Source organism: Streptomyces sp. CAI-85, from assembly GCF_013363615.1.
Lineage (GTDB): Bacteria > Actinomycetota > Actinomycetes > Streptomycetales > Streptomycetaceae > Streptomyces > Streptomyces antibioticus_B.
This window is the reverse complement of record NZ_JAANNX010000010.1, coordinates 1-25,432: the sequence shown is the minus strand read 5'-3', so window position 1 is coordinate 25,432 and position 25,432 is coordinate 1. Positions and strand designations below refer to the sequence as shown.

Genomic DNA, 25,432 nt, shown 5'->3' with positions numbered 1-25,432 from the left:
GGGTTCCACACACCTGTCGGTCATCATCGTCCGGCCATGACCGGGCGGTGGGCGGGATCCACCGGACCCCGCCCACCGCTTTTCACCGAGGGGGGAACGACCCACGTGTGCGCACATGTCCTGGTCGCCGAGGACGACGCGATGCAGGCCGAGCTGATCCGGCGTTCCCTCCTCGCCGAGGGACACACCGCCACCGTCGTCCACGACGGGCCCGCCGCCGTCGCCGCGGCCCGGCGGATCGGCCCCGACCTCGTCGTGCTCGACCTGATGCTGCCGGTCCTCGACGGCATCGCGGTCTGCCGGGCGCTGCGCCGCGAGGACGACATCCCCGTCCTGATGCTCACCGCCCGCGCCGGCGAGGAGGACGTCCTGCTCGGCCTGGAGGTCGGCGCCGACGACTACATGACCAAGCCGTACAGCCCGCGCGAGCTGATGGCCCGGATCCGTACCGTGCTGCGCCGCAGCGGCCGCACCGCCGCCCGGCGCGAGGAGCCGGTGGTACGCGCCGGGGGCGTCGTGGTCGACCCGGTACGGCACGAGGTGACGTGCGACGGGGTGCCCGTCGAGTGCACGCCCGCCGAGTTCCAGATCCTGCTCGCCCTCGCCGGTGAACCCGAACGGGTCTTCTCCCGGCGGCAGTTGCTCCAGTGCACGCGCGGCTTCGACCGCTCCTCCACCGAACGCGCCGTCGACGTGCACATCATGAACCTGCGCCGGAAGATCGAGACCGACCCGCGCAGACCCGTCCGCCTGGTGACCGTCTTCGGCGTCGGCTACAAGCTCAGCGGCGGCCGCATATGAGACCGGCGAGCCGCATACCCCTGCGCAAACGGCTGCTGGTCCGGCTGCTGTTCGCGTCCGTCCTCATCGCCGTGTGCTCGGTGGCCGCCACCGCCTGGCTCGCCGTGACGACCACCACCCGCGCGCTGCGCGAGGAACAGGGCCAGGCCCTCGCCGACGACATGGACGTCCTCGCCGAACTGAGCGGCTACGCCGCCACCCACCCCGACTGGAAGGGCGTCGAGACGGTGGTGCGCGTCCTGTCCGCGCGGACCGGCCGGCGCATCGCCCTGACCACCACCGACCGGGTGCCGATCGCCGACTCCGCCCGCCCCGGCACCTCCCTGCCCCCGCGCGCCGCCGCGGGCATCGACCCGCTGCGCACCGACACCTACACCGAGCGTGGCGCCCAGCTCGTCGGCATCGACCCGCGGGCCGTCGGCCCGTACCGCCTCACGGCAGCGGAGCGCGGCAGGCTCGACCGGTACGCCGAGACCCAACGCGGCTGCTACGCCCGCCTGGGCTACGACATGACGGTCACCCGCATCCCCAGCGGCCGCCCCGTCCTCACCCACGAGGAAGGGGGCCTCGAACTCGCCTACGGGCGCGACGTCTGCGACGACGGGCGGCTCGTCACGCCCACCCCCACCGAGGACCGGGCGCTGCGCGCGCTCCAGGAGCGGGCCGTGCCCTGTCTGCGGAGCACGGGCCTCGAAGGACTCGACAAACTCGACGCCTCCCTCGGCCTGGTGGTCGACATGGGCGACGGCAGCCTCACGCCCCCGATCGTCACCAAGTACTACAAGATGGGCGGCGCCCGGGCGCAACGGGCCGTCCAGAGCTGCGTGGACGACGCCCGCCGCGCCCAGCTCGACCCCTACGTCGCCCCGGCCGCCGAACTCTTCCTGGGCGGCGGGGACAACCGCCCGGTACCCCGCTGGAACCTGTCCCCGGCCAACCAGGCGAAGGTCGCCGGCGCGGCCGGGCTGGTGCTCGCCGTCACCCTCGCCGTGACCGCGGTCGTCGCCACCCGGCTGGTCCGCCCGCTGCGCGCGCTCACCGAGGCCGCCCAGCAGCCCCCGGACCGGCACGCGCGCGTACCCGTCACCACCCGCGACGAGACCGGGATCCTCGCCGAGGCGTTCAACGACCTCGCCGAACGCCGCGAACGCCTGGAGGCCCAGCGCAAGGCCCTGGTCGCCGACGTCGCCCATGAACTGCGCAGCCCGCTCACCAACATCCGGGGCTGGCTGGAGGTCACCCGGGACGGCCTGGTCGACCCCGACCCCGAACTCCTCGGCGCCCTGCACGAGGAGGCCCTGCTGCTCCAGCAGATCATCGACGACCTGCGCGACCTCGCCGCCGCCGACGCCGGCACCCTGAGCCTGCACCGCGAGCCCGTGCCCGCCGGCGAACTGCTCGCCCAGGTCGCCGCCGCCCACCGGGTCGCCGCCGACACCGCCGGCGTCACCCTGCGCACCACCGCCGAGGACACGCCCTGGCTGGACGCCGACCCGGTCCGGCTGCGCCAGGCCCTCGGCAACCTCGTCACCAACGCCGTACGGCACACCCCGCACGGCGGCACGGTCACCCTGAGCGCCCGGCGCGACGGCGACCGGGTCGTCCTGGCGGTCGCCGACACCGGCGCCGGGATCGCCGCCGAGGACCTGCCGCACGTCTTCGACCGGTTCTGGCGCGCCGAGAAGTCCCGCAGCCGCCGCACCGGAGGCAGCGGCCTCGGCCTGAACATCGTCCGCCATCTGGTCGCCGCGCACGGCGGGACGGCCGAGGCGGCGAGCGAGCCCGGCACCGGCAGCGTCTTCACCCTGCGGCTGCCGGCCGCGGCGGCCCCTCCGGACGACTGAGCGCTGCCGCCGCCGCCCCGACCGGCGTCACGAGCCCCGGCGGGCCCGGGCGCGCCGCTTGATCGCGCGCCGTTCGTTCTCGCTCGTGCCGCCCCACACGCCGAGCGTCTGATCCGTGTTCATGGCCCAGTCCAGGCACGCCTCCCGCACCGGGCAGCGACGGCAGACCGCCTTCGCCTGTTCGGTCTGGAGCAGCGCCGGGCCCGAGGTCCCGATCGGGAAGAAGAGGTCGGGGTCCTCATGGCGGCACTCGGCGCTCTCTCGCCAGTTGTCCATCGAAGTCACCTGCGATCGAAGTCGTTCGGGCGGATTTCCGGATGTTCGCTCCGAGGCGGGTGACCAGACGGGCCGGGGACGAAACGGCCCGGGGACGAAACGGCGCGAACGCCGCTCACTGCTCCCGCAGACCCCACGGGGAGCCGTACGCCGTCAGCAGATCCAGGAAGGGACGGGCGTCGAACGCCTCGGGTCCGAGCACTCCCGCGCCCGACCAGGCGCCGGTGGCCAGGAGTTCGAGCGCGACGACCGGGTTGACGGCCGTCTGCCAGACCACGGCCTGACTGCCGTACTCGGCCATCGACCACTGGTTGTCGACCACGTGGTACAGGTACACCTCGCGCGGTGCCCCGTCCTTGACGCCCTTCACCCAGGTGCCCGCGCAGGTCTTGCCGTGCATGCGCTCGCCGAGCGTGGCCGGGTCCGGCAGACAGGCGGCGACCACGTCCCGCGGGGACACCGCCACCGGGCCCGACGCGCTCGGCACGGTCACCGGCGTGGTGCGGTCCAGGCCCAACTGGTGCAGCGTCTTGAGGGTGTCGACGAACTCGCCGCCCAGGCCGTACTTGAAGGTGACCCGGCGCGCGTCCACCCAGCGCGGCATCAGGAGCACCTCCTCGTGCTCGACGTTCACGCACTCCACCGGGCCGATGCCGTCGGGGAAGTCGAACACCTCGGGCTCGCTGAACGGTTCGGTGGTGAACCAGCCGCGGTCCTCCTCGTAGACGACCGGCGGGTTCAGACACTCCTCGATCGTGGTCCAGATGCTGAAGGAGGGCGCGAAGTCGTAGCCCTCCACGGTGAGGTTCGCGCCGTCCCGGACGCCGATCTCCTCGATCTCGTCGAAGAGTTCGTCGGCGGCGTACCGCGCGAACACGTCCGACAGACCGGGCTCCACGCCCATCCCGACGAGCGCGAGCGCGCCCGCCTCCTCCCACTCCCGCGCCAGCGCGAACTGCTCGTCGCCGAGCTTGACCCCGCACTCCTCGTACGGCTTCTCGGGATGCGGCCGGGACAGCGACATCGCCATGTCGACATAGGTGGCCCCGGCGGCCCGGGCCGCGCGGAACAGCGGCATCACGAACCGCGGGTCGGTGGCGTTGAGCAGCACGTCGCAGCGGTGGCGGGCGAGCAGCTCGGTCACCGCCGTCTCGTCGCTCGCGTCGACGCGCGCGGCGTGGAAGCGGTCGTCCCCGCCGAGCGCGGCGACGGCCGCCTCGGCGCGGGCCGGGTCGTAGTCGGCGACGACCATCGCCTCGAAGAACGGACGCCGGGCGGCGATCCGGGTGACGGCGGTACCCACACCGCCGGCGCCCACGAGCAGGACACGCATGACGAGAACTCCCTCGGTCGAAGACTGGAGAAGGTGCGGAATGCGGAAAGGGGGCCCTGCCGGAGATCCAACGCCCCGCACCAACGTAAGGTCAATGGCGTTGGCATAAGCGTCGTGACACGGGAGGGGTCATGCCGAAGGCGGTGGTACCGGAGGAGAAGAGGCGCCGGCGCCGGCCCACCCGGAGCGGCACCGTGCTCTCCGAGGGGCTGATCGTCGAGACCGCGCTGCGGCTGCTGCGCGAGCACGGCAGCACCGGGCTCACCGCACGCCGGCTCGGTCTCGCTCTCGACTGCGACCCGAGCACCCTGTACCGGTACTTCCGCGGCATGGACGATCTGACGCTGGCCATCGGCGACGCGCTGATCGGCGAGGCGCTGCGCGGCTGGACGCCGACCGGACGCTGGCGGGCGGACCTGCACGCGATCGGGCTGCGCATCCACGCCGCGTACGTCGCCCATCCGCAGGCCGCCCAGCTCACCGCGAGCCGGGTCAGCGGCCGGGCCAACGAACTCGCCGCCGACGAGGCCGTCCTCGACGTACTGCGCACCGCCGGGTTCCCGCTGCCCGAGACGGTCCGCGTCTACCACGCCTTCATCGACCAGACGCTGGCCTTCGCCGCCCTGGACGCCGCCTCCCTGGCGCTGCCCCGGGCCTCGCGGCGCGCCGACGACGCGATGTGGCACTCGACGTACGCCCGCCTCCCCGCCGCCACCCACCCCCGGATCGCCGAGGCGGCCCCGCTGCTGTCGGCCCGGATGGTCACCAGCGCCTATCCGACGGCACTGGAGATGCTGCTCGACAGCGCGGAGGCGAGGCTGCGGGAGCTGCGGGGCCCGGAGGCCCGGCCGGGGCCGCCGCTCAGTTTCTGAGGGCCCGGGCCGCCTCCTCGGCCACCGCCCGGGACAGCGCCGCCAGGGCGGGCGAGTCGAGCTTCCACTGCTGCCAGTACAGCGGGACGTCCAGGGGCCGGTCCGGCGCCAGCGAGACCAGGCCGCCCGAGCGCAGCAGCGCGTCCGCCTGGGCCTCCGGGACCATGCCCCAGCCGAGTCCGGCGGCGACCGACGCCGCGAACCCCTCCGAGGAGGGCACCGCGTGCCGTACACCGCTCGCCTGCCCGGTGCCCCGGCTCAGCTCGCGCACGAACCCGTCCTGGAGGTCGTCGCTGCGATCGAAGATGATCACCGGGGCCCCGGTCAGCGCCTCGGCGAGCGGAAGGCCGTCGAGATACCGGACGACGAACTCGGGGCTCGCGGCGGCGAGGTAGCGCATCGTGCCGAGCGCCCGCACCGAGCAGCCGGCCACCGCGTCCCGCGAGGAGGTGACCGCGGCCATGACGACCCCCTCCCGCAGCAGCTCCGCCGTACGCGTCTCGTCCTCCCGGAACAGTTCGAACCGCAGCGGCGGCTCGCGCGGCACCCGGGACAGCGCGGGCAGGAACCAGGTGGCCAGCGAGTCGGCGTTCACCGCGACCGTCACCCGGGCCGGTTCACCTGCGTCGCTCATGCCCAGCTCGGACCGGGTGTCGCGCTCCAGCCGGGCGAGCTGGCGGGCGAACCGCACCACGATCTCGCCGGACTCCGTCGGCCGTACCGGCTTGGTGCGCAGCAGCAGGACCCGGCCGGTGCGCTGCTCCAGGGCCTTCACGCGCTGGCTGACCGCCGACGGCGTCACGTGCAGGGCGGCCGCCGCCGCGTCGAAGGTGCCCTCGTCGACCACCGCGAGCAGGGTCCGGACGAGGTCGAGGGGCAGGTCGCTCACCACTGGGTCACCTGTGTCATCACGAATGCTAAGGATACGTAAGAATCTTTAGCTGTACCCGCGATGATCGTCTGCCTAGCGTGGGAGTCATGTCCACCGCACTCGCCGCCGCGGCCGCAGGCTTCGGCACCGGTCTCTCGCTCATCGTCGCCATCGGCGCCCAGAACGCCTTCGTCCTGCGCCAGGGGGTCCGCCGGGACGCCGTCCTCGCCGTGGTCGGGATCTGCGCCCTGTCCGACGCCCTGCTCATCGCCCTGGGCGTCGCCGGGGTGGGCGCCCTGGTGGTGGCCTGGCCGGACGCGCTCACCGTGGTGGGCTGGATCGGCGGCGCGTTCCTGCTGGCGTACGGGGTGCTCGCGGCGCGCCGGGTGCTGCGGCCCGGCACGGACGCGCTGCGCACGGACGGCGACCCCGCCGGCTCCCGGCGCCGGGCGGTGCTCACCTGCCTCGCGCTGACCTGGCTCAACCCGCACGTCTACCTCGACACCGTCTTCCTGCTGGGCTCGATCGCCGCCGACCGGGGCCCGCTGCGCTGGACCTTCGGGCTCGGGGCCGCGTTCGCCAGCCTCTGCTGGTTCGCCGCGCTCGGCTTCGGCGCCCGGCTGCTCGGCCGCTTCCTCACCCGCCCCGCCGCCTGGCGCGTCCTGGACGGACTCGTCGCGGCCACGATGATCACCCTGGGCGTGCTGCTCATCGCAGGTGCCTGAGTCTTTCCTGGGCGCCATTTATGTCCATCATGTGAGATCTGATGTCCACGGAGGCCGCAACACCACGGAAGATGCTGGGATAGTGGCTCCCGCACCCGAAAGATGTATCGAGCACCCAGGAACTCCGTGGACACCAGCGAGAGCAGCACCGCACCCGAGGCCGGCCCCGACGACGACCCAGCCACGGAGGCCGGCCCCCGGCGCGGCTGGCGCCGCTGGGGCATGGACACCCGCCCGCTGCGCCGCCCCGCCTACCGCCGGCTGTGGTCCTCCACCATCGTCACGGCCGTCGGCAGCCAGCTCACCGCGGTCGCCGTGCCCAAGCAGATCTACGACATCACCGGGTCCTCCGCGTGGGTCGGCTACGCCAGTCTCGCCGGACTGCTGCCGATGGTCGTCTTCGCCCTGTGGGGCGGCGCGATCGCCGACACCATGGACCGGCGCCGGCTGCTGCTGATCACCAACACCGGGATCGCCGTCACCTCGGTGCTGTTCTGGATCCAGGCCGCCACGGGTCTCGACTCGGTGGGCGTGCTGGTGGTGCTGCTCGCCGTCCAGCAGGCGTTCTTCGGTCTCAACGCGCCCGCCCGCAACGCCTCCATCGCCCGGCTGGTCCCGGCGGAGGAGCTGGCCGCGGCCAACGCGCTCGGCTCGACCGTCATGCAGACCGGCCTGGTCGCGGGCCCGCTGCTGGCCGGTGCGCTGATCCCGGTGATCGGGCTGCCCGAGCTGTACCTCATCGACGCGTTCGCGCTGTGCGTGGCGTTGTGGGCGGTCGTCCGGCTGCCCGCGCTGCCGCCGCTCGCGGGCGCGGTGGCCCGGCGGGCCGGCCTGCGGGAGATCGTGGAGGGCTTCCGGTACATCGCCCGGCACAAGGTGCTGCTGCTGTCCTTCCTCGCCGATGTCATCGCCATGGTCTTCGGCATGCCCCGCGCCCTGTTCCCGCAGCTCGCCGCCGAGACGTACGCCTCCTACGGGGAGGGGCTGGCCTACGGGCTGCTGTTCGCGGCGATCCCGGTGGGCGCGGTGCTGGGCGGGCTGTTCTCCGGCACGTTCGCGCGGGCGCGGCGGCACGGCTGGATGGTGATCTGGGCGGTCGTCGCGTGGGGCGCGGCGATCGCCGCCTTCGGACTGAGCGCCGGCCTGTGGTGGGCGGTGGCGTTCCTGGCCGTCGCCGGGATCGCCGACATGGTCTCCATGGTCTTCCGCGGCGCGATCCTGCTGTCCGCCGCCACGGACGAGATGCGCGGCCGCATGCAGGGCGTCTTCACGGTCGTGGTCGCAGGCGGCCCCCGCCTGGCCGACGTCCTCCACGGCACGGCAGGCGCCACCTTCGGCCCCCGCGCGGCGGTGGCGGGCGGCGGCCTCCTGGTGATCGTCCTGATGCTGGGCCTGGCAGCGACGGTACCGGCTTTGCGGCGGTACCGGATCTGACGGGGGCCCGGATCTGACGTGGGCCCGGATGTGGCCTGGTCCCGGACGCGACGTGGCTTTGGACGGGGCCGGGCTTGGCGCGGCCTCCGACGCGACCAGGGCCCGGCACGGATCCTGACACGGCACGGCACGGCACGGCACGGCCCGAGACGCGGGCGCGGATCCGGCCTGGCGCCTGAGGTGGTGCGTGCTGGATGGGGGCGTGGGCGGTGATGCGGCGCGGGTCCCTGCGTGACCTGGAGTTGGCGCGGCGCGGATGTGGCCTGGCCCCGGCCCGGACCCAGGCCCCGATCCCGCCCGGCACGCGGCGCGGCGCGTGGTGGACGGGGCGCGGACCGTGACGCGGCGCCGTGTCACGGTGTGACCTGGGTCCTTGCGCGGCGCGGTCCTGGCTGGCGGGGACCCGGTCCGGCCCTGGTCCTGGTACGTCCCGCGCCGCTGGGTCCCGCGCCTGGACTCGGCCGGCTCGAGCAAGACGACGGTGATGCCGCGCGCGTGGTCCGGCTGGTCGGCACCAGCCAGGTCGCCCTGAGCAGGTCATCAACCTCACCCCCCGATGTGATCGACCCGGACAACCCGCCGGGTGACCCGGTGATCTCGACGTACCACGCCTTCGCGGGCCGGCTGCTGACCGACCACGGGCTGCGCATCGGCCTGGAGCCGACCGCCCGGCTGCTCGCCGACGCCACCCGCTACCAGCTCGCCGCGCGCGTGCTGCGCGAGGCCCCCGGCCCCTATCCCTCGCTCACCCTCGCCTTCGCCGACCAGGTCACCGGCCCGGACGCGAGCCTGGATTCGCCTGAGCTGCGATCCGGCCCGGTTCCGGCTCGGTCAGGCTCCCGGCCCGGGGCTAGGGCCTCTCTTTCGGATCTTGCCGGGGGTCGCGGGGGCTGGCACGCACTCCCCCAGAGGGGGGACCCCCAGCCGCGTTGTCGTCGGTTGTCAACTCCCCCACGCTCGGCTGCGCTCGCGCGGGGGGACCCCCATCGCGTTGCCGCCCTCCTCCGCCTTGCATCTGCACGCACCAGACCCCGCTCGGGCCCGCCGAGACACACCGTCGCTCGAAGCCGGCCAGATCCGAAAGAAGGGCCCTAGTACACCCCCCGCCTCTGCGTCCCGTACTGGTCCATCAGGCGGTTGCGGGTCATTTCCAGGCGGTGGGCGAGGATCTCGGCCACCAGGCGGACCAGGGTCATGCCGAGTGCCGGGTCCTCCTCGCAGAGTTTTGTCACGGGCTGGGCCTCGAACTCGTAGGCGCGGACCGGGCTGAACGCCTCCGCGCCGAAGTCCCAGCGGTACGGCGGGAAGAGCCAGGACCAGCCGAGCAGATCGCCCGCGCCCAGGCTGGCGACGGTGACCCGTTGGACCGTCGTCACCTCCTGGACCAGGGAGACCGCGCCGGAGCGGACGACCCAGAAGCGGTCGGCGACGCCGCCCGCCTCGAAGATCCGGGTGTCCTCCGGGAACGAGACCTCCCGGGCCAGCTCCATCAGTCGTCGGCGCTGGGGCGGGGGAAGGGCGGTCAGGAGTTTGGTCGCTTTTGTCATGGCGCGGTGCTCCTCGCCGGAGAACGGTCGCGGTGCTTTTCTCCTCAGCCCATTTCAGCCGCTACCGGCGCCCCGGGCACCTCGGCGGCACGGATATTTCCGCGGGAGGGCAAAGAAAAGCCCTGGCTGGACGGGGGAGGCCAGCCAGGGCGGTCACAGGGTGGTGCCGGGAGGGGAGGAGTCCTCCGACCCGCTCACCACGTATGTATGAACGGTAAACCATTCAGGGGGCGTTCGTGTAATCCCGACTGGGTCAAGTGACCTGTTTCACTTTCAACGGTTGCCGGGAGGCCCCGCCAGGTTTGGGGCGGGCCCTGACGGTCAGGCGAACTACGAGGACCACACCACTGTGGGGAGCGAAGGGATGCCTGTAGACGACACGACCGACACGACCGACACGCCCGTGGTGACGGGGCCGTACCGGCCCTCCGACGTCCGCGGAGCCGTACGGCGCGCGGTGGCGGGGCGATGCGCGGCCACCGGCCGCCCGTACGACGAGCGGACCTGCACCGACGCGCTGCTCGTCGCCTCCGAACTCGCCACCAACGCCATCCTGCACGGCGGCGGACTCACCGGCTACGACGTCGAGGCCGACGAACGGACCGTCCATGTCTCGGTGAGCGACCGCAGCGAGCGGCTGCCGCGGACCACCGGGCCCCTCGACGAGCGGGGCCGGCACCGCCTCGGAGGGCGCGGCTGGCCGATCGTACGGCGGCTCGCCCGGGACGTCCGGGTGGCCGGACTGCCCGACGGCGGCAAGCGCATCACCGCGGTCGTACCGATCGCACCGGTCGCAGCGCCCGCCATGCCCACCCCGGCTCTCTGAGCCCCACGCCGGCGGCCACGCGCCCGCCCCTCGCGAACACCGTTTCGCCGCACGGAGTTTGTTCCTCCAGGTGTCGGGCAGACGGAGTTCGTGCTTCGGACCGGAGGCGCGCCGACGGGAGCGGTATGCCCTGTCCAGGGCGCTCCCCGGTGCCCGGACGGGCACCCTTCCTCCCGCGGTCATTCCCTGGAACCCGTCTTCAGGAGCGATTCCGCATGCCCATCGACATGTCGACAAGCCGTGCCGCAGCGGCCCCCCGCACCACCACCGCTCCGCGGCGCACCCACGACGACGCCCCCGACACCGCGAGCAGGTTCGCCCGCCTCGCCGCCCTCCCGGACGGACCCGAGAGGGACGCCCTGCGCGACGAACTCGTCACCGCCTGGCTGCCCATGGCCCACCGCATCGCCGGCCGCTTCCGCGACCGCGGCGAGGCCGTGGAGGACCTGCGGCAGGTGGCCGCCCTCGGCCTGGTGAAGGCCGTGGACCGCTACGAGCCCGAGCGCGGCGCTTTCGAGAGCTACGCCGTCCCCACCGTCACCGGCGAGATCAAGCGCCACTTCCGCGACCGGATGTGGGCGCTGCGCGTCCCTCGCCGGGTCCAGGAACTCCGCAACAAGGTCCGCGTCGCCCGCCGCGAACTCACCGAGAACCCGGGTACCCGCGAGCCGTCCGTCGCCGACATCGCCGCCCACACCGGCCTCACCGAGGACGAGGTCAGCGCCGGCCTGGAGGCGCTGGAGAGCTACAGCACCCTGTCGCTCGACGCCGAACTGCGCACCGGCGACGACGGATACAGCCTCGCCGACACCCTCGGCGGCCCCGACACCTCCTTCGACGTCGTCGTCGACCGCGAGTCCGCCCGGCAGGGCCTGCGCCGGCTCCCCGAGCGCGAGCGGGCCATCCTCTACATGCGCTTCTTCGAGGACATGACGCAGAGCCGGATCGCCGACCGGCTCGGCATCAGCCAGATGCACGTCTCCCGGCTCATCAGCCGGAGCTGCGCACGGGTCCGCCAGGAAGCCCTGGACATCGACCGGGACCGTGACACGTCGGGGGCCTGAAACCGGCAGGCCGGGGCAGGCGAACCCGGGACCGCCGAGTCGCGGTCGCAGGACGGCGAGCGGACGGAGGTCTCATGACCGCGGCGGGACCCGGAGCGGCGCGCGAGACGCCGGGGGAGGGCACGGACCCCGACGACGAACTGACCAGACTGCGCGGCGAGGTCCGGGCGCTACGGGCCCGGGTCCGGGCGTACCCGCTGATCTCCCAGGCACAGGGCATGCTCCAGGAGCGCTACGCCCTGCCCGACGCGGACGCCGCGTTCACCCTGATGCGCCGGGCGTCGCAGCGGTTCAACGTCAAGATGCGCACCCTGGCCGGGGCCCTGGTGACCACGGTCCGCCCGGACGAGCGGACGGCGGTGTGGTTCCCCCGGCGGGTCCGGCACCCCGAACCGGCGCTGGGCTTCCTGCCGCCGGGCACGGAGGGCGCCCGCAGCCGGGGCGCGGTGCTGGCCGCCGTACTGGACCGCACCCTCGACGTCGTCGGCACCGGCATGGGCAACGTCCAGACGGTGGACCGGGTCAGGGGCGGGCTGCGCATGGAACGGCACACCGGACTGAGCGAGGAGTTCGTCGACTTCTTCGAGCACGTCGGCGCGGACGGCACCTCCTGCGCCCGGGCCGCCCGTGACCTCAGCCAGGTCACCGTCCGGGACGTGGAGAGCGACCCGGTGTTCAGCGAGCCCGCCCGCGAGGCGATCCTCGCCGCAGGCAGCCGGGCCTGCCACAGCGTGCCCCTGACCACGTCGGCCGGTCACTGCGTCGGCATGGTCTCGGCCCACGCCGACCGCCCGCTCCCCGAACTGGACCGCACCCGCATCGAGGCCCTGGACGCCCTGGGCGCCCAGGCGGGCCGCTGGCTCGCCTGGTACGAACGCACGGTCCTGCTGGACGCCCTGGAGTACCTGCACGCCCTGGGCCGCGAGAGCCGCGGCGCCCACCGCCCGGCGCACCGCCCCGCCTGACCACTGAGGGCACAGCGGCAGCCCCCGCCCCCTCACCCCGGCACCTGCAACGGCCGCGCCACCGGCAGCCCCCGCCCCCTCACCCCGGCACCTGCAACGGCCGCGCCACCGGCAGCTCCAGCGGCCGGGCGAGGCCGAGCACCGCCTCGTCCAGGCGCTGGAGATGCCGTAGCACCCGGTCGGTGACCTGGCCGTAGCGGGGCGTCCCGGGCACCCCCGGCTTCAGCAGTGACGCGATGCTCGGCCCGGCCAGCACCTCGACGTCCGCGGGCTCCTCGGCCGCCCCCGCCGCGAGCGCCCGGATGTTGTGCAGGATGCGCTGCCCCACGTCCCGCAGCCGGGGGTCGGCCGCGATCGACGGGTTCGTGGGCAGCAGCTCGGCCGTCGCCGCAAGCGACCGGGCGTGGTACGCGCAGGTCTCCAGCAGGGCGACGACATAGCGGGCGGTGTCCCGCCGGCTCCGCAGCGGGGTGACCGGATGCGTGAGCGGCTGGGTCGCCGCCCGCAGATCCGCCAGCGCCTGGTCCAGCTCCCGGGCCTGGTCCAGCAGATCGACCGGCGGCCCGCCGCTGAGCTGGTCGACGGCCGCCTCCGTGACGTCCGCCAGCCGGTCGAGGACGGTCACCAGCAGCTCGTTCGTCCGCCGGTCGGTGTGCACCGGCAGCACCAGCGCCGCCGCGAAGATCCCGCAGGCCGCACCGAGCGCCGTCTCCTCGATCCGCAGCACCAGCACCGACAGGCTGTAGGTGTGCAGCAGCGTGTACAGCACCCCCAGCGACGCCGTCACGAAGAACGACATCAGCGTGTACGACAGCGGCGCCGTGTAGTACGTCGCGAACACGCACAGCAGCACCACCGCGAACGCCGTCCACGTGTGCTGCCCGACGACACCCGCCAGCCCGATGCCCGCGACCACGCCCAGCACGGTGCCCAGCAGCCGACGGGAGCCCTTGACCAGGATCTCCCCGGTGGAGGAGGTGTTGATGAACACGATCCAGCAGGTCAGCACCGCCCAGTACCAGCGGTGCTCGGACAGCAGCTCGCCGCCCACGATCGCCAGCGACGACCCGACCGCGACCTGCACCGCCGTCCGCGTGGTCGGCCGCCGCAGCCCGGTCTCCTCCTCCGCCGCCGTCTCCTCCTCCTCGGCGCCGATCGCCACGTCCTCCGCGTCCAGCTCCTCCCGGGACCGCGCGGTCTCCGGACTGTCGTCGGACTCGTCCTGCGGCCCGTCCAGCGCGGTCCGCAGCCCCAGCACCGCCCGCGCCGCCTCGCCGACCGCCCGGAACACGTCCTGCACCGGCTCCGACGCCTCCGGCAGGTTCTCCTCCTCCCGGTAGCCCAGCAGCCGGTTGCGCACCTGCGCGTTCACCGCGGCCTGCGCCCCCGTCACCCCCGGGTACCGGACGAGCATCCGCAGCGCCGTCAGATCCCGGCGCAGGGTGTCGATCGCGGGGTCCCGCACCGGCAGCAGCCCGGCCTCCGGCACCGGCGCGCCCGGCAGATGCAGGGTCAGGGTGTCGGCCCGCTCGGCGCCGCGCGCGGTGAGCAGCCGCAGCCCCAGCCGCTCCGCGGCGATCTCCGCGTCGGCGACACGCCGCTGCACCAGGCCGGCCATCGAGGCGTCCGGGGTGCCCTCGTCCAGCCGGCCCTGGATCATCAGGGCGCTCTCGTGCAGCCGGGCGTTGCCCTCCCGCACATGGGCGAGGGCCTTCTCCACGTCGTGCGGACCGGCGTCCAGCAGCTCCAACTGGGCGTCCAGGAGCTGCGCCAGGCGCGCCCGGAACGCCTGCCGCAGCCGGTCGAGGATGCCCGCCGAACTCTGCGGCACCAGCACGAACCGGGCCAGCGCACTGCACGCGAAGGCGACCGCGATCACCCGCCACAGCCCCCACAGGCTCTCGTGCGAGGCCGCGACGAACAGCGACAGGAAGTAGACCTGGAAGCCGATCAGACCGAGCGCCGTGCCCCGGTCGCCGAACCGGCGTCCGTACACCGCGCAGAAGATGAACACGACGAAGAAGACGTCCCCGATCACCACCCGTGAGCTGAGCAGCGAGGCCAGCGACACCGACACCAGCGCCACCACCAGGCCCAGCGCCAGCGTGATCGCCTGCCCGCCGCGCTTCTTCTCGCGGACCGCGAAGGTGGCGACCATCGAGGCGACCGCGCCGGCGACGAGCTGGTCGACATCGGCCCCCAGCAGCGACAGCACGGCCAGCGTCAGCGAGATCGCGCCCACCGTCCGCAGCCCGGCGGTCAGCCGCAGGAGCCCGGGATCGGACGCGGCGACCCGGTCCTTCCACCGGGCCACCGCCCGCGACCCCGCGCCGGTCACCCGGACCCGGTGCCCGTGCCCTCGACGCGCGCCCTGACCTGCTCGGGCGTCAGGTAGGCGTCCGTGTACTCGAAGTCCTTCAGCTTGGCGGCCCGCCGGGTCTGGAAGCCGGTGCGGACGAAATCGTCGCCCGCGATCGCGTTCAGCGTCCAGTTCGTCAGCACCCGCGCCTTGGCCACGCCCGTGCGCAGCGCCGACCAGTGGTAGCCGCGGGCCACGACCTGCGCGGGCAGCCCCCGCAGCTCGATGCCGAGCGGCTTGGACACGGCGTCCGTGCCGCCCAGGTCGACCACCAGACCGAGGTCCTTGTGCTCGTACGGCCGCAGTTCCTGCCCGCGCAGCGTCGCGATGACGTTGTCGGCGACGACCTTGCCCTGGCGCATCGCGTGCTGGGCGGTCGGCGGGCAGACGGCGCTCTCCTCGCCCCGGGCGGCCTTCACCTCGTCCGGTACGGCGGCGGCGTCGCCGAGTGCGAACACCCCGTCGTGTCCCGGCAGGTTCATCTTCGAGGTGACGGCGAGCCGGCCGCGGACCGTCTCCGCGCCGAGCGTGCCGATCAGCGGGCTCGCCACCACCCCGGCCGTCCAGATCAGGGTGCGGGTCGGCACCACCCGGCCGTCGGTGAAGGTGACCTCCTCCGCGCCCGCCTTGGCGATGGAGACCCCGAGCGAGATGTCGATGCCGCGCTTGCGCAGCACCTCCTGGGCGCTGCGGCCCAGCTTGTCGCCCAGCTCGGGCATCAGCTTCGGCGCGATGTCGATCAGATGCCACTTGATGAGGCCCGGGTCCAGCCGGGGATAGCGCTTGACCGCGTTGTGGGTGAGCAGTTGGAGGCAGGCGGCGGTCTCGGTGCCCGCGTAGCCGCCGCCCACCACCACGAACTGGAGCCGCGACGCCCGCTCGGCGGGGTCCTGGCTGGCGTCGGCCAGGTCGAGCTGGGTGATGACGTGGTCGCGGATGTACGCGGCCTCGGCGAGCGTCTTCATCCCGAAGGCGTGGTCGGTCAGCCCCGGGATGTCGAAGGTGCGGGTGACGCTGCCGGGAGCCAGCACGATGTGGTCGTAGGGTTCGTCGATCATCTCGTCGGTGATGGTGCGGATGACGCAGACCTTCGCACGGAGGTCCACGCCCACGGCACCGCCCGGGATGATCCGGGTGCGGTACTTGCGGCTGCGGCGCAGGGACAGGGCGATCGACTGGGGTGTGAGCACCCCGGAGGCGACCTGCGGCAGCAGCGGCAGATAGAGCTGGTAGGCGAACGGTGTCACCAGGGTGATCTCGGCCTCGTCCGCGGAGAGCCTGCGTTCCAGACGCCGCACGCACTCCACTCCCGCGAAGCCCGCGCCCACCACCAGGATCCTGGGTCGTGTCACGTTGTCCATCCCTTTCTGCGGCTCCAGGCGGTCTGCCCGACCTCTGGCGCGTGCCCCGCCTCGGGCGGTTCGCACCTCAGTCGATCCCACCGCGCCGGGCCGGGTTGCGCCAGCCGGGCGAGGCATGCAGACGAACGTTTCTCGAATGCGTGCTCCCCTCGGGGGTAGGGAGCTGAGCAAGACCGAGGAGGGGAAACACCGTGACCATCGACGACGGAATCTGGTCGTACGCGCCGGGCAGCGGTCATGCCGAGGGACTGGATCTCACCGGGTACACCGTCCAGGCGGCCGACGGGGCGCTCGGGGAGGTGGAGCGCGAGGCCGCGCCGCACGGGCTGCGGCACCTGGTCGTCGACGCGGGTCTGTGGGTGTTCGGCCACAGCGCGGTCGTCCCGGTCGGCGTGGTGACGTCCGTCGACCCCGAGGCCCGGAGGATCACCCTGTCCTGCACCCGGGACGAGGCCAAGCAGGCCCCGCGTTTCCGTACCGACAGCGAGACCCAGGACCCCTCGTACCTGGCCGGGGTCGGCGCCCACTACCGCCGTCCGACCTCGCACGGCACCCCGCCCGCCTGAGCGGCCGGCGGGGCGGACGGGGGGGGCGGACGGGGGCGGCCGGATCACCAGGGCAGGAACACGTGCACGTCCTTGCCGGAGCCGCTGGGCACCACGCTGACCTGACGGCACAGCGCGTGGACCAGATGCCAGCCGATGCCGCCGCCCCCGCTCTCCGGCCGGAAGGCGCGCGGCTCCGGCAGCACGGAACTGGTGTCGGACAGCGTGACGTGCACCCCGTCGAACGTGGGCCGCAGCCGCAGCTCGAAGGGGCCCGGCGCGTACTGCACGGCGTTCGCCGCCAGCTCGGTCACCACCAGCACGATGTCCGGGGCGCACTCCGGCGCCGAGGGCGGTGCGCTGCGGGCCAGCACGCGCAGGAACTCCACCGTCGCCAGCCGGGCACCCGTCACGTCCTGCGGCTCGCCGGTGAAGCGGGCGGTCCGTTCCGGAACCGCCCAGGAGGTCGATGAGTCGTTGCCCCGCGGCTCGGTTGACATGGTGGTGTGCGGCCCCACAGCCATCGGTGGACCGGCTTCCTTTCTCGTACGGCTCTGTCGCGTCGCCCCCTTGCAGGGTTCCCGGCGCCACGAGCCCTACGCGTACGATCCGGGATCACCTCAGCGGAACACGTCGTCCGTGTCGTCCCAGGTCAGTACTTCCTCCTGCGGGCTCTGCCGGGGCATCCGCGCCCGGGCCTGGTACATCGCCTCGATCTCCGCCGCGTAGTGCGCCACGATCGAGTCCCGGCGCAGTTTCATCGACGGCGTCAGCAGCCCGTTGGACTGGTCGAACGGCTGGGGCAGGATCCGGAAGGCCCGGATGGACTCCGAGCGGGACACGGCGCTGTTGGCCGCGGCCACCGCGCGGGCGATCTCCTCCCGCAGCGCGTTCTCCTCCCGCGCCTCCCGGCTCGACGTGTCGCCGTGCAGCATCAGACCGCCGCGCCAGTGCGCCAGGAACTCGGGGTCCAGGGTGATCAGCGCGCCCACACAGGGCCGGTTGTCGCCCACCACCACCGCCTGGTGGACCAGGGGATGCATCCGCAGCCGCTGCTCCAGCGCGGTCGGCGCCACGCTCTTGCCGCTGCTGGTGATGATGACGTCCTTCTTGCGCCCGGTGATCGTCAGATAGCCGTCGGAGTCCAGGAACCCCAGGTCGCCGGTGGCCAGCCAGCCGCCGCGCAGCGCCGCCCGGGTCGACGCGTCGTCGTTGACGTACCCCTGGAACACCGAGGGGCCGCGCACCAGGATCTCCCCGTCGTCCGCCACCCGCAGGTCCATGCCCGGCAGGACCTGTCCGACCGTGCCGGACTTCTCCTGGCCCAGCGGCTGCATGGTGATCCCGCCGCTGGTCTCGGTCAGCCCGTAGCCGTCGTGGACGTAGATGCCGATGCCCTCGTAGAACAGCGACAGATCGCGGGTGAGCGGGGAGCCGCCCGAGGTGCCGCGGTGCACCCGGCCGCCGAGCGAGGCGCGCAGCTTGCGGTAGACGGTCCGCTCGAACACGGAGTGCTGGAGCCGCAGATCGAGTCCGGGCCCGGACCCCCGGCCCAGCCGGTGGCGTTCCACGGCCGCCGCGAAGTCCCGGGCCGTCTCCGCCGCCCGCTCGAACAGCGCCCCGCGGCCGGCCTCCTGGGCGGACCGCAGGAAGTTCTTGTAGATCTTCTCGTAGACGGAGGGGACCGCGTACAGATACGTCGGCCGGAACGTGCGCAGCGCCTCCGCCAGCGCCTCGGTGCTCAGGTCCGGCTCATGGCCCATCATGATGCCGCCGCGGATGCACAGGCCCTGGATCATCAGCCCGTACACATGGGAGAACGGCAGGAAGGCGAGGACGCTGCCCTGCTCGCCCGCGGGCGCCGCCGTGTGGCCCCAGCCGGCCAGCAGGGTGTCGCAGGGGCTGGCCAGACCGGCGTGGGTGAGCGCGCAGCCGAGAGGGCGGCCCGAGGTGCCGGAGGTGTAGGCGATCACCGCCGTGGAGTCGGGCAGCACGATCCGGCGCAGCGAGTCCACCGTCGTCAGCGGGACCCGCTCGCCGCGCCGGGTGAGGTCCTCGAAGGCGCCCGCGTCGAGCTGCCAGACATGGCGCAGCGTCCGCAGCGTCGCACACACCGAGCCGACGGTCATCACGCTCTGCTCGTCCTCGACGACCACGCCCACGCAGCCGGAGTCCCGCAGGATCCATTCGACCTGCTCGCGCGACGACGTCGGGTACACGGGGACGACCTCGGCGCCCACCGCCCACAGCGCGTAACTGAGAACGGTCCACTCGTACCGGGTGCGCGCCATGATCGCGACGCGGTGACCGGGGGATATCCCGGACGCCACGAACCCCTTGGCCAGGTCGACGACCTCGTCCCGCAGCTCGACCGCCGTCACTTCCTCCCAGGTCACGGAGGCGGGGTCACGCCGGCGGGCCAGGACGGGCAGGGTCGGCGTACGGGCGGCTGTGTCGAAGACGCTGTCGGCGAGCCCTCCGGTCAGGGGCGAGACGGCTGGGGGAGCGAGAGCGAAGTCGCGCATACGCTGCTCCTGACGTGTACGAAGGGTGACTCCGTCGATGAGAACTGTTATCGACCGTGGCGAATGTAGCCCAGGTGGGACCGGTTGTGGCCGGGAACGGAGTAAGTAAAGCGCGTTGATGATCTCAGCGTGTCCGGAGCGTCATCCCTGCGTGAGCCGCACACAGGCGGCGACGACCTCCCGCAGACTCCCCGTCCGCTCCCACACCTCGCGCTGCACCCGCGCCCCGTCGCCCTCCCGCAGCAGCGCCGCGCAGGACGCGCGCGCCCGCTCCAGGTCACCGCTGTCGGCCAGGGCGTCGCCCACGTGCTCCAGCAGATCCCCGACCACCCGCTCCGCGGGGGCGTGCCGCATGGTCACCGGATGCACCAGATCGCCGGTCAGCCCGGAGCGGGCCGCCCGCCAGTCGGCGAGCCGCAGCAGGCTGATGCTGTGGTCCACCGGCTCCTCGCCCGCCGCCCACGCCCGCGCCGCCGTCTCCACCAGCGCCCGCACCAGAACGGCCATCAGCACCGCGGTGTCGGCGCGCAGACACACGTCCGCCACCCGCACCTCCACCGTCGGATAGCGCGCCGACAGCCGGGCGTCGAAGTACACCATCGCCTCGTCGAGGACCGTGCCGGTGGCCACCATGTCCGCCACCCGCCGGTGGTACGCCCCGGCCGTGCCGAAGAGTTCGGTCGGACCGGCCGAGGGCCAGCGCAGCCACACCCGCCGCCGGTAGCTGGCGTACCCCGTCTCCCGCCCCTGCCAGAACGGCGAGTTGGCGCTCAGCGCCATCAGCACCGGCAGCCACGGCCGGATCCGGTCGAGGACCGCGACGCCCTCCTCGTCCGAGTCCACCGACACATGGACATGGCAGCCGCACACGATCTGCTCCCGCGTCGCGATGCCGTACTGCTCCGCCATCCACCGGTAGCGCCGCCCCACGCTGACCGAGGGGCGCACCGCCAGGGGCGAGGTGGCCAGCGCGGCCACCGCGCACCCCGCTTCCTCGGCGTGCCGCGCCGCCTCCCCGCGCAGCCGCGTCAGTTCGGCGGCCAGCTCGTCCGTCCGCGACTGCGGACGGGTGGCGAACTCGACCATCTGCGCGTGCAGTTCCTTCTGGAAGGAGGGCTCCTCCTCGGGCTCCTCGCGCCGCGCGGCGCGCGCCAGGACCGCGGCGGACAACGCCCGCGGTTCCCCGGTCTCCGGGTCCACGAGGAGGAGTTCCTCCTCCACTCCTACGGTGCGCACGGGATGCGGCCTCTCTGCGGCGGGCGGTACGGCGGGTGGTACGCCCCCGACTTCCCAGCCGGCGAGGGTTCACACGGCCGACGGCACCAGCCAGACGGTGGCCAGCGGCGGCAGCGTCAGCCAGACCTCCCCGTTCGCGGCCTTCACCGGCCCGGACGGCCCGACCCCGCCGCCGCCGAAGCGGCCGTCGTCGGTGTTGAGGACCTCCGCCCACGCCGGCACCTCCTCGGGCACCGCGAGCCGGTAGTCGTGCCGCACCACCGGCGAGAAGTTGCTGACCGCCAGCAGCGGGACCCCGCCGTCGCCGTAGCGCAGGAACGCGAAGACGTTGTCGTCGGCGGCGTCGCCCACCACCCACCGGAAACCGCCCGGGTCCGTGTCCCGCTCCCACAGTGCCGGCGTGGCCCGGTACACGGTGTTCAGCTCACGGACCAGGTCCCGCACCCCGCGGTGGTCGCCTGCCGAGGCGTAGTCGTCGTCGAGCAGCCACCACTCCGGGCCGTGGGCCTCCGACCACTCCGCGCCCTGCGCGAACTCCTGCCCCATGAAGAGGAGTTGCTTGCCCGGGTGGGCCCACATGAAGCCCAGATAGGCACGGTGGTTGGCGCGCCGCTGCCACCAGTCGCCGGGCATCTTGGAGACCAGCGCCTGCTTGCCGTGCACCACTTCGTCGTGGGAGATGGGCAGCACGTAGTTCTCGCTGTACGCGTACACCATCGAGAACGTCATCTCGTGATGGTGGTACTTGCGGTGCACCGGCTCCTTGGCGATGTACTGGAGCGAGTCGTGCATCCAGCCCATGTTCCACTTCAGCCCGAAGCCCAGACCGCCGCTGTCGGTCGGCCGGGTCACGCCCTCCCAGGCCGTCGACTCCTCCGCGATCGTCACCACCCCGGGATTGCGCCGGTAGACGGTGGCGTTCATCTCCTGGAGGAAGGCCACCGCGTCCAGGTCCTCCCGGCCCCCGAACACGTTCGGCGCCCACTGCCCCGAGTCCCGCGAGTAGTCCAGGTAGAGCATCGAGGCGACGGCGTCGACCCGCAGCCCGTCGATGTGGAACTCCTCGCACCAGTACGTGGCGTTGGCTACCAGGAAGTTGCGCACCTCCACCCGTCCGAAGTCGAACTCGAACGTCCCCCAGTCCGGGTGCTCCGCCCGGCGCGCGTCCCCGGGCTCGTACAGCGGATCCCCGTCGAACCGGGCCAGCGCCCAGTCGTCCTTCGGGAAGTGCGCCGGCACCCAGTCCACGATCACCCCGACACCCGCCCGGTGCAGCGCGTCCACCAGGAACTTGAAGTCGTCCGGGGTGCCCAGCCGGGCCGTCGGCGCGTAGAAACCGGTGACCTGGTAACCCCAGGAACCCGAGAACGGGTGCTGCGCCACCGGCATCAACTCCACATGCGTGAAGCCGAGATCGGTGACATAGGCCGGCAGCACCTCGGCCAGCTCACGGTAGGAGAGCCCCGGCCGCCAGGACGGCAGATGCACCTCGTACACCGAGAACGGCGCCACATGCACCGGCACGTCACCCCGGTGCGCCATCCACTCCGCGTCGCCCCAGGTGTAGTGCGAGGCGTGCACGATCGACGCGGTGTCCGGCGGGACCTCCGCGCGCCGCGCCATCGGGTCCGCCTTCAGGAACCGGCCGCCGTGCCGCGAGGTGATCTCGAACTTGTACCGGGCGCCCTCGCCGATGCCCGGCAGGAACAGCTCCCACACCCCGGCCGCGCCCAGCGAGCGCATCGGGAACGCGGTCCCGTCCCAGCAGCAGAAGTCGCCCGCCACCCGCACCCCCCGCGCGTTCGGCGCCCACACCGTGAACCGGGTGCCGGTCACGCCCTGGTGGGTCATCGGCTCCGCGCCGAGCGCCCGCCACAGCTCCTCGTGCCGGCCCTCCCGCACCAGATGCAGATCCAGGTCGCCGAGCGCCGGCAGGAACCGGTACGGGTCCTCCACCTCCCGCTCGTCCCCGCCGTATGCCACCCGCAGCGTGTACGCGGGCACCGCGTCCAGCGGCAGGACGGCCGCGAACAGGCCGTCCTCCTCCGACACGAGCGGGGTGGACACACCGTCGACGACGACCGCCACCGACTCCGCGAAGGGCCGCAGGGCCCGGAACACCACCCCGCCGGGCACCGGATGCGCGCCCAGCAGGGAGTGCGGGTCGTGATGGGCGCCCGCCAGCAGTCGCGCACGGTCGGCGGGGTCGAGCGCGGGCGCCGCGAGCGGCCGGGGACCGGCCGCTTCGGGGAGGGCGGTGTCGCGCAGGGCCATGGGTCAGCCTCCTCGGACGGCGAGTCGTTCGATCGCCGCCATGGGTACGGGTAGCCAGTCGGGCCGGTTGCGGGCCTCGTACAGCACTTCGTAAACGGCGCGATCCGTCTCATAGGCACGCAAAAGGGCGTGCTTCTTGCGCGGATCCCACCCGGCCCGGGCCGCGTAGCCCGCGCAGAACGCCTCCCGGCAGCGGCGCGCCCACTCCGGACGCCACGGCCGGCGCTGCCGGGCCGCGTAGTCGAAGGACCGCAGCATGCCCGCGATGTCCCGCACCGGCGAGTGCGCGAGGCACCGCTCCGCCAGCGGCCGGGACGGCTCGCCCTCGAAGTCGATGACGAACCAGTCGCGCCCGGCCCGCAGCACCTGCCCGAGATGCAGATCGCCGTGGATCCGCTGGGCCGGCGGACCCTGGTCGCACACCGCGAGCGCGGCGAACGCCGTGGTCAGCCCCGGCACGAACGGCCGCAGCGCCGGGACGTGGTGGGCGGCCGCCTCCAGCCGCTCGGTCATCGCCGCCGCCGTCCGCCCGTCCTCGGCGTCCGGACCGGCCGGCAGGGCCGCGGCCAGCGCCAGATGGACGTCCGCCGTGGCCCGGCCCAGCTCCGCCGCCTCGGACGTGAAGTCCTCACCGCGGGCCAGCGCCTTCAGCGCCAGCGTCCAGCCGTCCGAGGCGTCCGGCAGGAACGGCTGGAGCACCCCGAGCGTCGCCTCCTGCGGATGCGTCGTCCGGAACCAGGCCACCGGCGCGGGCACCCGCCGGCAGCCCTGCCCGGCCAGCGCGACCGGCACCTCCAGATCGGGGTTCACCCCGGGCTGGATCCGCCGGAAGATCTTCAGGATGAACGCGTCGCCGTACACCAGCGAGGTGTTGGACTGCTCGGCCTCCAGCAGCCGCGGCGCGAGCCCGGCCGGCACCGGCACCGACGGGTCCGACTCGAAGCACAGCGGACCCAGCGTGCCGGGATGGCGCATCCGCTCCAGGAGCAGATGCGCCGACCGGGGGTCCTGCAACGCGTCGTGCACCGTCAGCCCGGCCAGCGGGCCCTCCTCCACCCTGCCGATCAGGGCCCGCCCCAGCCGGGGCGACAGATGCTCCTGGAGACCGAGGAGGAGCTGATAGCAGTCACCGGCCGGAGGGGTGTTGCCGGGCGTCGGCACACCCGACTGCCCGGCGTGCACCAGCAGATGCAGACACCCCGGATACAGCTCCGTCATCGACAGCATGCGCAGATCGGTGAGGGGCCGGTCCTTGCCGGCGAACCAGCGCTGCCGCGGCAGCCACTCCCGCAGGAGGGCGGCCAGCGGCCCGACCGAGCGGACCTCGCTCGCGGTGCTCGTTCGCAGGGGGGCGGTCTTCGTCACGGTGACCCATCCTTTCCTCGGCGCGCACTCACCGGCGTCGGCCGGCCCGGGCCACGGCTCGGGTGAGCCGGAACCAGTAGAAGCCGTGCCCCGCGAGCGTGAGCAAGTAGGGCAGCTCGCCGATGGCGGGGAAGCGCACCCCGCCGAACAGCTCCACAGGGTGGCGGCCGTCGAACCGGCGCAGGTCGAGTTCGGTCGGCTGTGCGAAGCGGGAGAAGTTGTGCACGCACAGCACCAGGTCGTCCTCGTACTCCCGCAGGAACGCGAGGACGGCCGGATTGGAGGACTGCAACTCCGTGTAGGAGCCGAGCCCGAACGCCGGGTTCTGCTTACGGATCTCGATCATGCGGCGGGTCCAGTGCAGCAGCGACGACGGATCGGACATCGAGGCTTCGACGTTGGTGACCTGGTAGCCGTAGACGGGGTCCATGATGGCGGGGAGGAAGAGGCGTCCGGGGTCGCAGGAGGAGAAGCCGGCGTTGCGGTCGGGGGTCCATTGCATGGGGGTGCGGACGGCGTCGCGGTCGCCGAGCCAGATGTTGTCGCCCATGCCGATCTCGTCGCCGTAGTAGAGGATCGGTGAGCCGGGGAGGGAGAGGAGGAGGGCGGTGAAGAGTTCGATCTGGTTGCGGTCGTTGTCGAGGAGGGTGGCGAGGCGGCGGCGGATGCCGATGTTGGCGCGCATGCGGGGGTCTTTGGCGTATTCCGCGTACATGTAGTCGCGTTCTTCGTCGGTGACCATTTCGAGGGTGAGCTCGTCGTGGTTGCGCAGGAAGATGCCCCATTGGCAGCGGCTGGGGATGGCGGGGGTCTTGGCGAGGATTTCGGAGACGGGGTGGCGGGATTCGCGGCGGACGGCCATGAAGATGCGGGGCATGACGGGGAAGTGGAAGGCCATGTGGCATTCGTCGCCGCCGGAGGCGTAGTCGCCGAAGTAGTCCACGACGTCCTCGGGCCACTGGTTGGCCTCCGCCAGGATCACCGTGTCGGGGTACTGGGCGTCGATCTCACGCCGCACCCGCCGCAGGAACTCGTGCGTGGCCGGGAGATTCTCGCAGTTGGTGCCCTCGGCGGCGTACAGATACGGCACCGCGTCGAGCCGGAAGCCGTCGATGCCGAGGTCCAGCCAGAACCTCAGGGCGGCCAGGATCTCTTCCTGGACCGCGGGGTTCTCGTAGTTGAGGTCGGGCTGGTGGGAGAAGAAGCGGT

The 25,432-nt window shown here is 73.0% G+C and carries 21 protein-coding genes and 1 pseudogene; 10 read left to right on the top strand and 12 right to left on the bottom strand.

Annotated elements, in window-relative coordinates; all coding sequences use genetic code 11:
* Positions 1-105 precede the first annotated feature (105 nt).
* Both G6W55_RS14835 and G6W55_RS14830 read left to right on the top strand, forming a co-directional pair.
* Complete coding sequence (locus G6W55_RS14835; RefSeq protein ID WP_175521299.1) at positions 106-801, top strand: response regulator transcription factor; 696 nt, start codon at positions 106-108, stop codon at positions 799-801.
* Positions 798-2,645: a cell wall metabolism sensor histidine kinase WalK gene (locus G6W55_RS14830; RefSeq protein WP_175521298.1), complete on the top strand. Its 1,848-nt coding sequence runs from the start codon at positions 798-800 to the stop codon at positions 2,643-2,645. The genes G6W55_RS14835 and G6W55_RS14830 overlap by 4 nt, the downstream gene beginning before the upstream one ends.
* Before the next feature lie 27 nt (positions 2,646-2,672).
* Here G6W55_RS14830 and G6W55_RS14825 read toward each other — a convergent pair whose 3' ends face one another.
* A complete protein-coding gene (locus G6W55_RS14825; protein WP_175521297.1) occupies positions 2,673-2,921 on the bottom strand; it encodes a WhiB family transcriptional regulator in 249 nt (82 codons plus the stop codon).
* A 115-nt stretch (positions 2,922-3,036) separates the two neighbouring features.
* On the bottom strand, positions 3,037-4,254 hold the full coding sequence (locus G6W55_RS14820) for a saccharopine dehydrogenase family protein (protein WP_175521296.1): 1,218 nt from the start codon (positions 4,252-4,254) through the stop codon (positions 3,037-3,039).
* A 131-nt stretch (positions 4,255-4,385) separates the two neighbouring features.
* Between G6W55_RS14820 and G6W55_RS14815 the strand changes: the two genes are divergently transcribed.
* Complete coding sequence (locus tag G6W55_RS14815) at positions 4,386-5,126, top strand: TetR/AcrR family transcriptional regulator (protein ID WP_175521295.1); 741 nt, start codon at positions 4,386-4,388, stop codon at positions 5,124-5,126.
* Here the strand turns inward: G6W55_RS14815 and G6W55_RS14810 are convergent.
* Entirely contained in the window at positions 5,116-6,018 is a 903-nt protein-coding gene (locus tag G6W55_RS14810; RefSeq protein ID WP_309243718.1) for a LysR family transcriptional regulator ArgP, read from the bottom strand. The two genes, G6W55_RS14815 and G6W55_RS14810, sit on opposite strands and share 11 nt — an antisense overlap.
* Before the next feature lie 86 nt (positions 6,019-6,104).
* Here G6W55_RS14810 and G6W55_RS14805 point away from each other — a divergent pair, with 86 nt between their 5' ends.
* The 3 genes and pseudogenes from G6W55_RS14805 to G6W55_RS38655 all read left to right on the top strand — a co-directional run.
* Positions 6,105-6,722: a LysE/ArgO family amino acid transporter gene (locus tag G6W55_RS14805; protein ID WP_175521293.1), complete on the top strand. Its 618-nt coding sequence runs from the start codon at positions 6,105-6,107 to the stop codon at positions 6,720-6,722.
* 102 nt (positions 6,723-6,824) lie between these two features.
* A complete protein-coding gene (locus tag G6W55_RS14800) occupies positions 6,825-8,156 on the top strand; it encodes an MFS transporter (RefSeq protein WP_175521292.1) in 1,332 nt (443 codons plus the stop codon).
* Between the two features lie 460 nt (positions 8,157-8,616).
* Positions 8,617-8,930, top strand: a pseudogene (locus G6W55_RS38655) (hypothetical protein); the annotation flags it as partial.
* 317 nt (positions 8,931-9,247) lie between these two features.
* Here G6W55_RS38655 and G6W55_RS14795 read toward each other — a convergent pair.
* Positions 9,248-9,703, bottom strand: coding sequence for a cyclic nucleotide-binding domain-containing protein (locus G6W55_RS14795; protein WP_175521291.1), 456 nt, complete (start codon positions 9,701-9,703; stop codon positions 9,248-9,250).
* 364 nt (positions 9,704-10,067) lie between these two features.
* Here G6W55_RS14795 and G6W55_RS14790 point away from each other — a divergent pair, with 364 nt between their 5' ends.
* From G6W55_RS14790 to G6W55_RS14780, 3 genes are all read left to right on the top strand, one after another.
* Entirely contained in the window at positions 10,068-10,529 is a 462-nt protein-coding gene (locus G6W55_RS14790) for an ATP-binding protein (RefSeq protein ID WP_175521290.1), read from the top strand.
* A gap of 215 nt (positions 10,530-10,744) precedes the next feature.
* Entirely contained in the window at positions 10,745-11,593 is an 849-nt protein-coding gene (locus tag G6W55_RS14785) for a SigB/SigF/SigG family RNA polymerase sigma factor (RefSeq protein ID WP_175521289.1), read from the top strand.
* 74 nt (positions 11,594-11,667) lie between these two features.
* On the top strand, positions 11,668-12,558 hold the full coding sequence (locus tag G6W55_RS14780) for an ANTAR domain-containing protein (RefSeq protein WP_175521288.1): 891 nt from the start codon (positions 11,668-11,670) through the stop codon (positions 12,556-12,558).
* 79 nt (positions 12,559-12,637) lie between these two features.
* Here the strand turns inward: G6W55_RS14780 and G6W55_RS14775 are convergent, their stop codons facing one another.
* Together G6W55_RS14775 and G6W55_RS14770 are read right to left on the bottom strand one after the other, a co-directional pair.
* Positions 12,638-14,896, bottom strand: a complete 2,259-nt coding sequence (locus G6W55_RS14775; protein WP_175521287.1) for an FUSC family protein — start codon at positions 14,894-14,896, stop codon at positions 12,638-12,640.
* Positions 14,893-16,278 carry an NAD(P)/FAD-dependent oxidoreductase gene (locus G6W55_RS14770; RefSeq protein WP_175521286.1) on the bottom strand — a complete coding sequence of 462 codons (1,386 nt, stop codon included), beginning with the start codon at positions 16,276-16,278 and terminating at the stop codon, positions 14,893-14,895. Before G6W55_RS14770 ends, G6W55_RS14775 begins: the two co-directional genes overlap by 4 nt.
* Before the next feature lie 191 nt (positions 16,279-16,469).
* On the opposite strand from G6W55_RS14770, the gene G6W55_RS14765 reads away from it, so the two are divergent.
* Entirely contained in the window at positions 16,470-16,844 is a 375-nt protein-coding gene (locus G6W55_RS14765) for a PRC-barrel domain containing protein (protein WP_175521285.1), read from the top strand.
* 44 nt (positions 16,845-16,888) lie between these two features.
* Here G6W55_RS14765 and G6W55_RS14760 read toward each other — a convergent pair whose 3' ends face one another.
* From G6W55_RS14760 to G6W55_RS14735, 6 genes are all read right to left on the bottom strand, one after another.
* Positions 16,889-17,323, bottom strand: a complete 435-nt coding sequence (locus G6W55_RS14760; RefSeq protein ID WP_175521284.1) for an ATP-binding protein — start codon at positions 17,321-17,323, stop codon at positions 16,889-16,891.
* Positions 17,324-17,443: 120 nt separating this feature from the next.
* Complete coding sequence (locus G6W55_RS14755; RefSeq protein WP_175521283.1) at positions 17,444-19,348, bottom strand: long-chain fatty acid--CoA ligase; 1,905 nt, start codon at positions 19,346-19,348, stop codon at positions 17,444-17,446.
* Positions 19,349-19,489: 141 nt separating this feature from the next.
* Positions 19,490-20,584: a glutamate--cysteine ligase gene (locus G6W55_RS14750; RefSeq protein WP_175521282.1), complete on the bottom strand. Its 1,095-nt coding sequence runs from the start codon at positions 20,582-20,584 to the stop codon at positions 19,490-19,492.
* 69 nt (positions 20,585-20,653) lie between these two features.
* On the bottom strand, positions 20,654-22,858 hold the full coding sequence (glgB, locus tag G6W55_RS14745) for a 1,4-alpha-glucan branching enzyme (protein WP_175521281.1): 2,205 nt from the start codon (positions 22,856-22,858) through the stop codon (positions 20,654-20,656).
* A 3-nt stretch (positions 22,859-22,861) separates the two neighbouring features.
* Positions 22,862-24,223 carry a maltokinase gene (locus tag G6W55_RS14740; protein ID WP_085209180.1) on the bottom strand — a complete coding sequence of 454 codons (1,362 nt, stop codon included), beginning with the start codon at positions 24,221-24,223 and terminating at the stop codon, positions 22,862-22,864.
* Positions 24,224-24,251: 28 nt separating this feature from the next.
* Positions 24,252-25,432: alpha-glucosidase C-terminal domain-containing protein (locus tag G6W55_RS14735; RefSeq protein WP_175521280.1), on the bottom strand; the 1,181-nt coding region annotated here is incomplete at its 5' end.

Coding starts and splice junctions, on each gene's coding strand:
- G6W55_RS14830 (WP_175521298.1), top strand. CDS start 798: ATGAGACCGGCGAGCCGCATACCCCTGCGCAAACGGCTGCTGGTCCGG.
- G6W55_RS14825 (WP_175521297.1), bottom strand. CDS start 2,921: ATGGACAACTGGCGAGAGAGCGCCGAGTGCCGCCATGAGGACCCCGAC.
- G6W55_RS14820 (WP_175521296.1), bottom strand. CDS start 4,254: ATGCGTGTCCTGCTCGTGGGCGCCGGCGGTGTGGGTACCGCCGTCACC.
- G6W55_RS14815 (WP_175521295.1), top strand. CDS start 4,386: ATGCCGAAGGCGGTGGTACCGGAGGAGAAGAGGCGCCGGCGCCGGCCC.
- G6W55_RS14805 (WP_175521293.1), top strand. CDS start 6,105: ATGTCCACCGCACTCGCCGCCGCGGCCGCAGGCTTCGGCACCGGTCTC.
- G6W55_RS14800 (WP_175521292.1), top strand. CDS start 6,825: ATGTATCGAGCACCCAGGAACTCCGTGGACACCAGCGAGAGCAGCACC.
- G6W55_RS14795 (WP_175521291.1), bottom strand. CDS start 9,703: ATGACAAAAGCGACCAAACTCCTGACCGCCCTTCCCCCGCCCCAGCGC.
- G6W55_RS14790 (WP_175521290.1), top strand. CDS start 10,068: ATGCCTGTAGACGACACGACCGACACGACCGACACGCCCGTGGTGACG.
- G6W55_RS14785 (WP_175521289.1), top strand. CDS start 10,745: ATGCCCATCGACATGTCGACAAGCCGTGCCGCAGCGGCCCCCCGCACC.
- G6W55_RS14780 (WP_175521288.1), top strand. CDS start 11,668: ATGACCGCGGCGGGACCCGGAGCGGCGCGCGAGACGCCGGGGGAGGGC.
- G6W55_RS14770 (WP_175521286.1), bottom strand. CDS start 16,278: ATGGACAACGTGACACGACCCAGGATCCTGGTGGTGGGCGCGGGCTTC.
- G6W55_RS14760 (WP_175521284.1), bottom strand. CDS start 17,323: ATGTCAACCGAGCCGCGGGGCAACGACTCATCGACCTCCTGGGCGGTT.
- G6W55_RS14755 (WP_175521283.1), bottom strand. CDS start 19,348: ATGCGCGACTTCGCTCTCGCTCCCCCAGCCGTCTCGCCCCTGACCGGA.
- glgB (WP_175521281.1), bottom strand. CDS start 22,858: ATGGCCCTGCGCGACACCGCCCTCCCCGAAGCGGCCGGTCCCCGGCCG.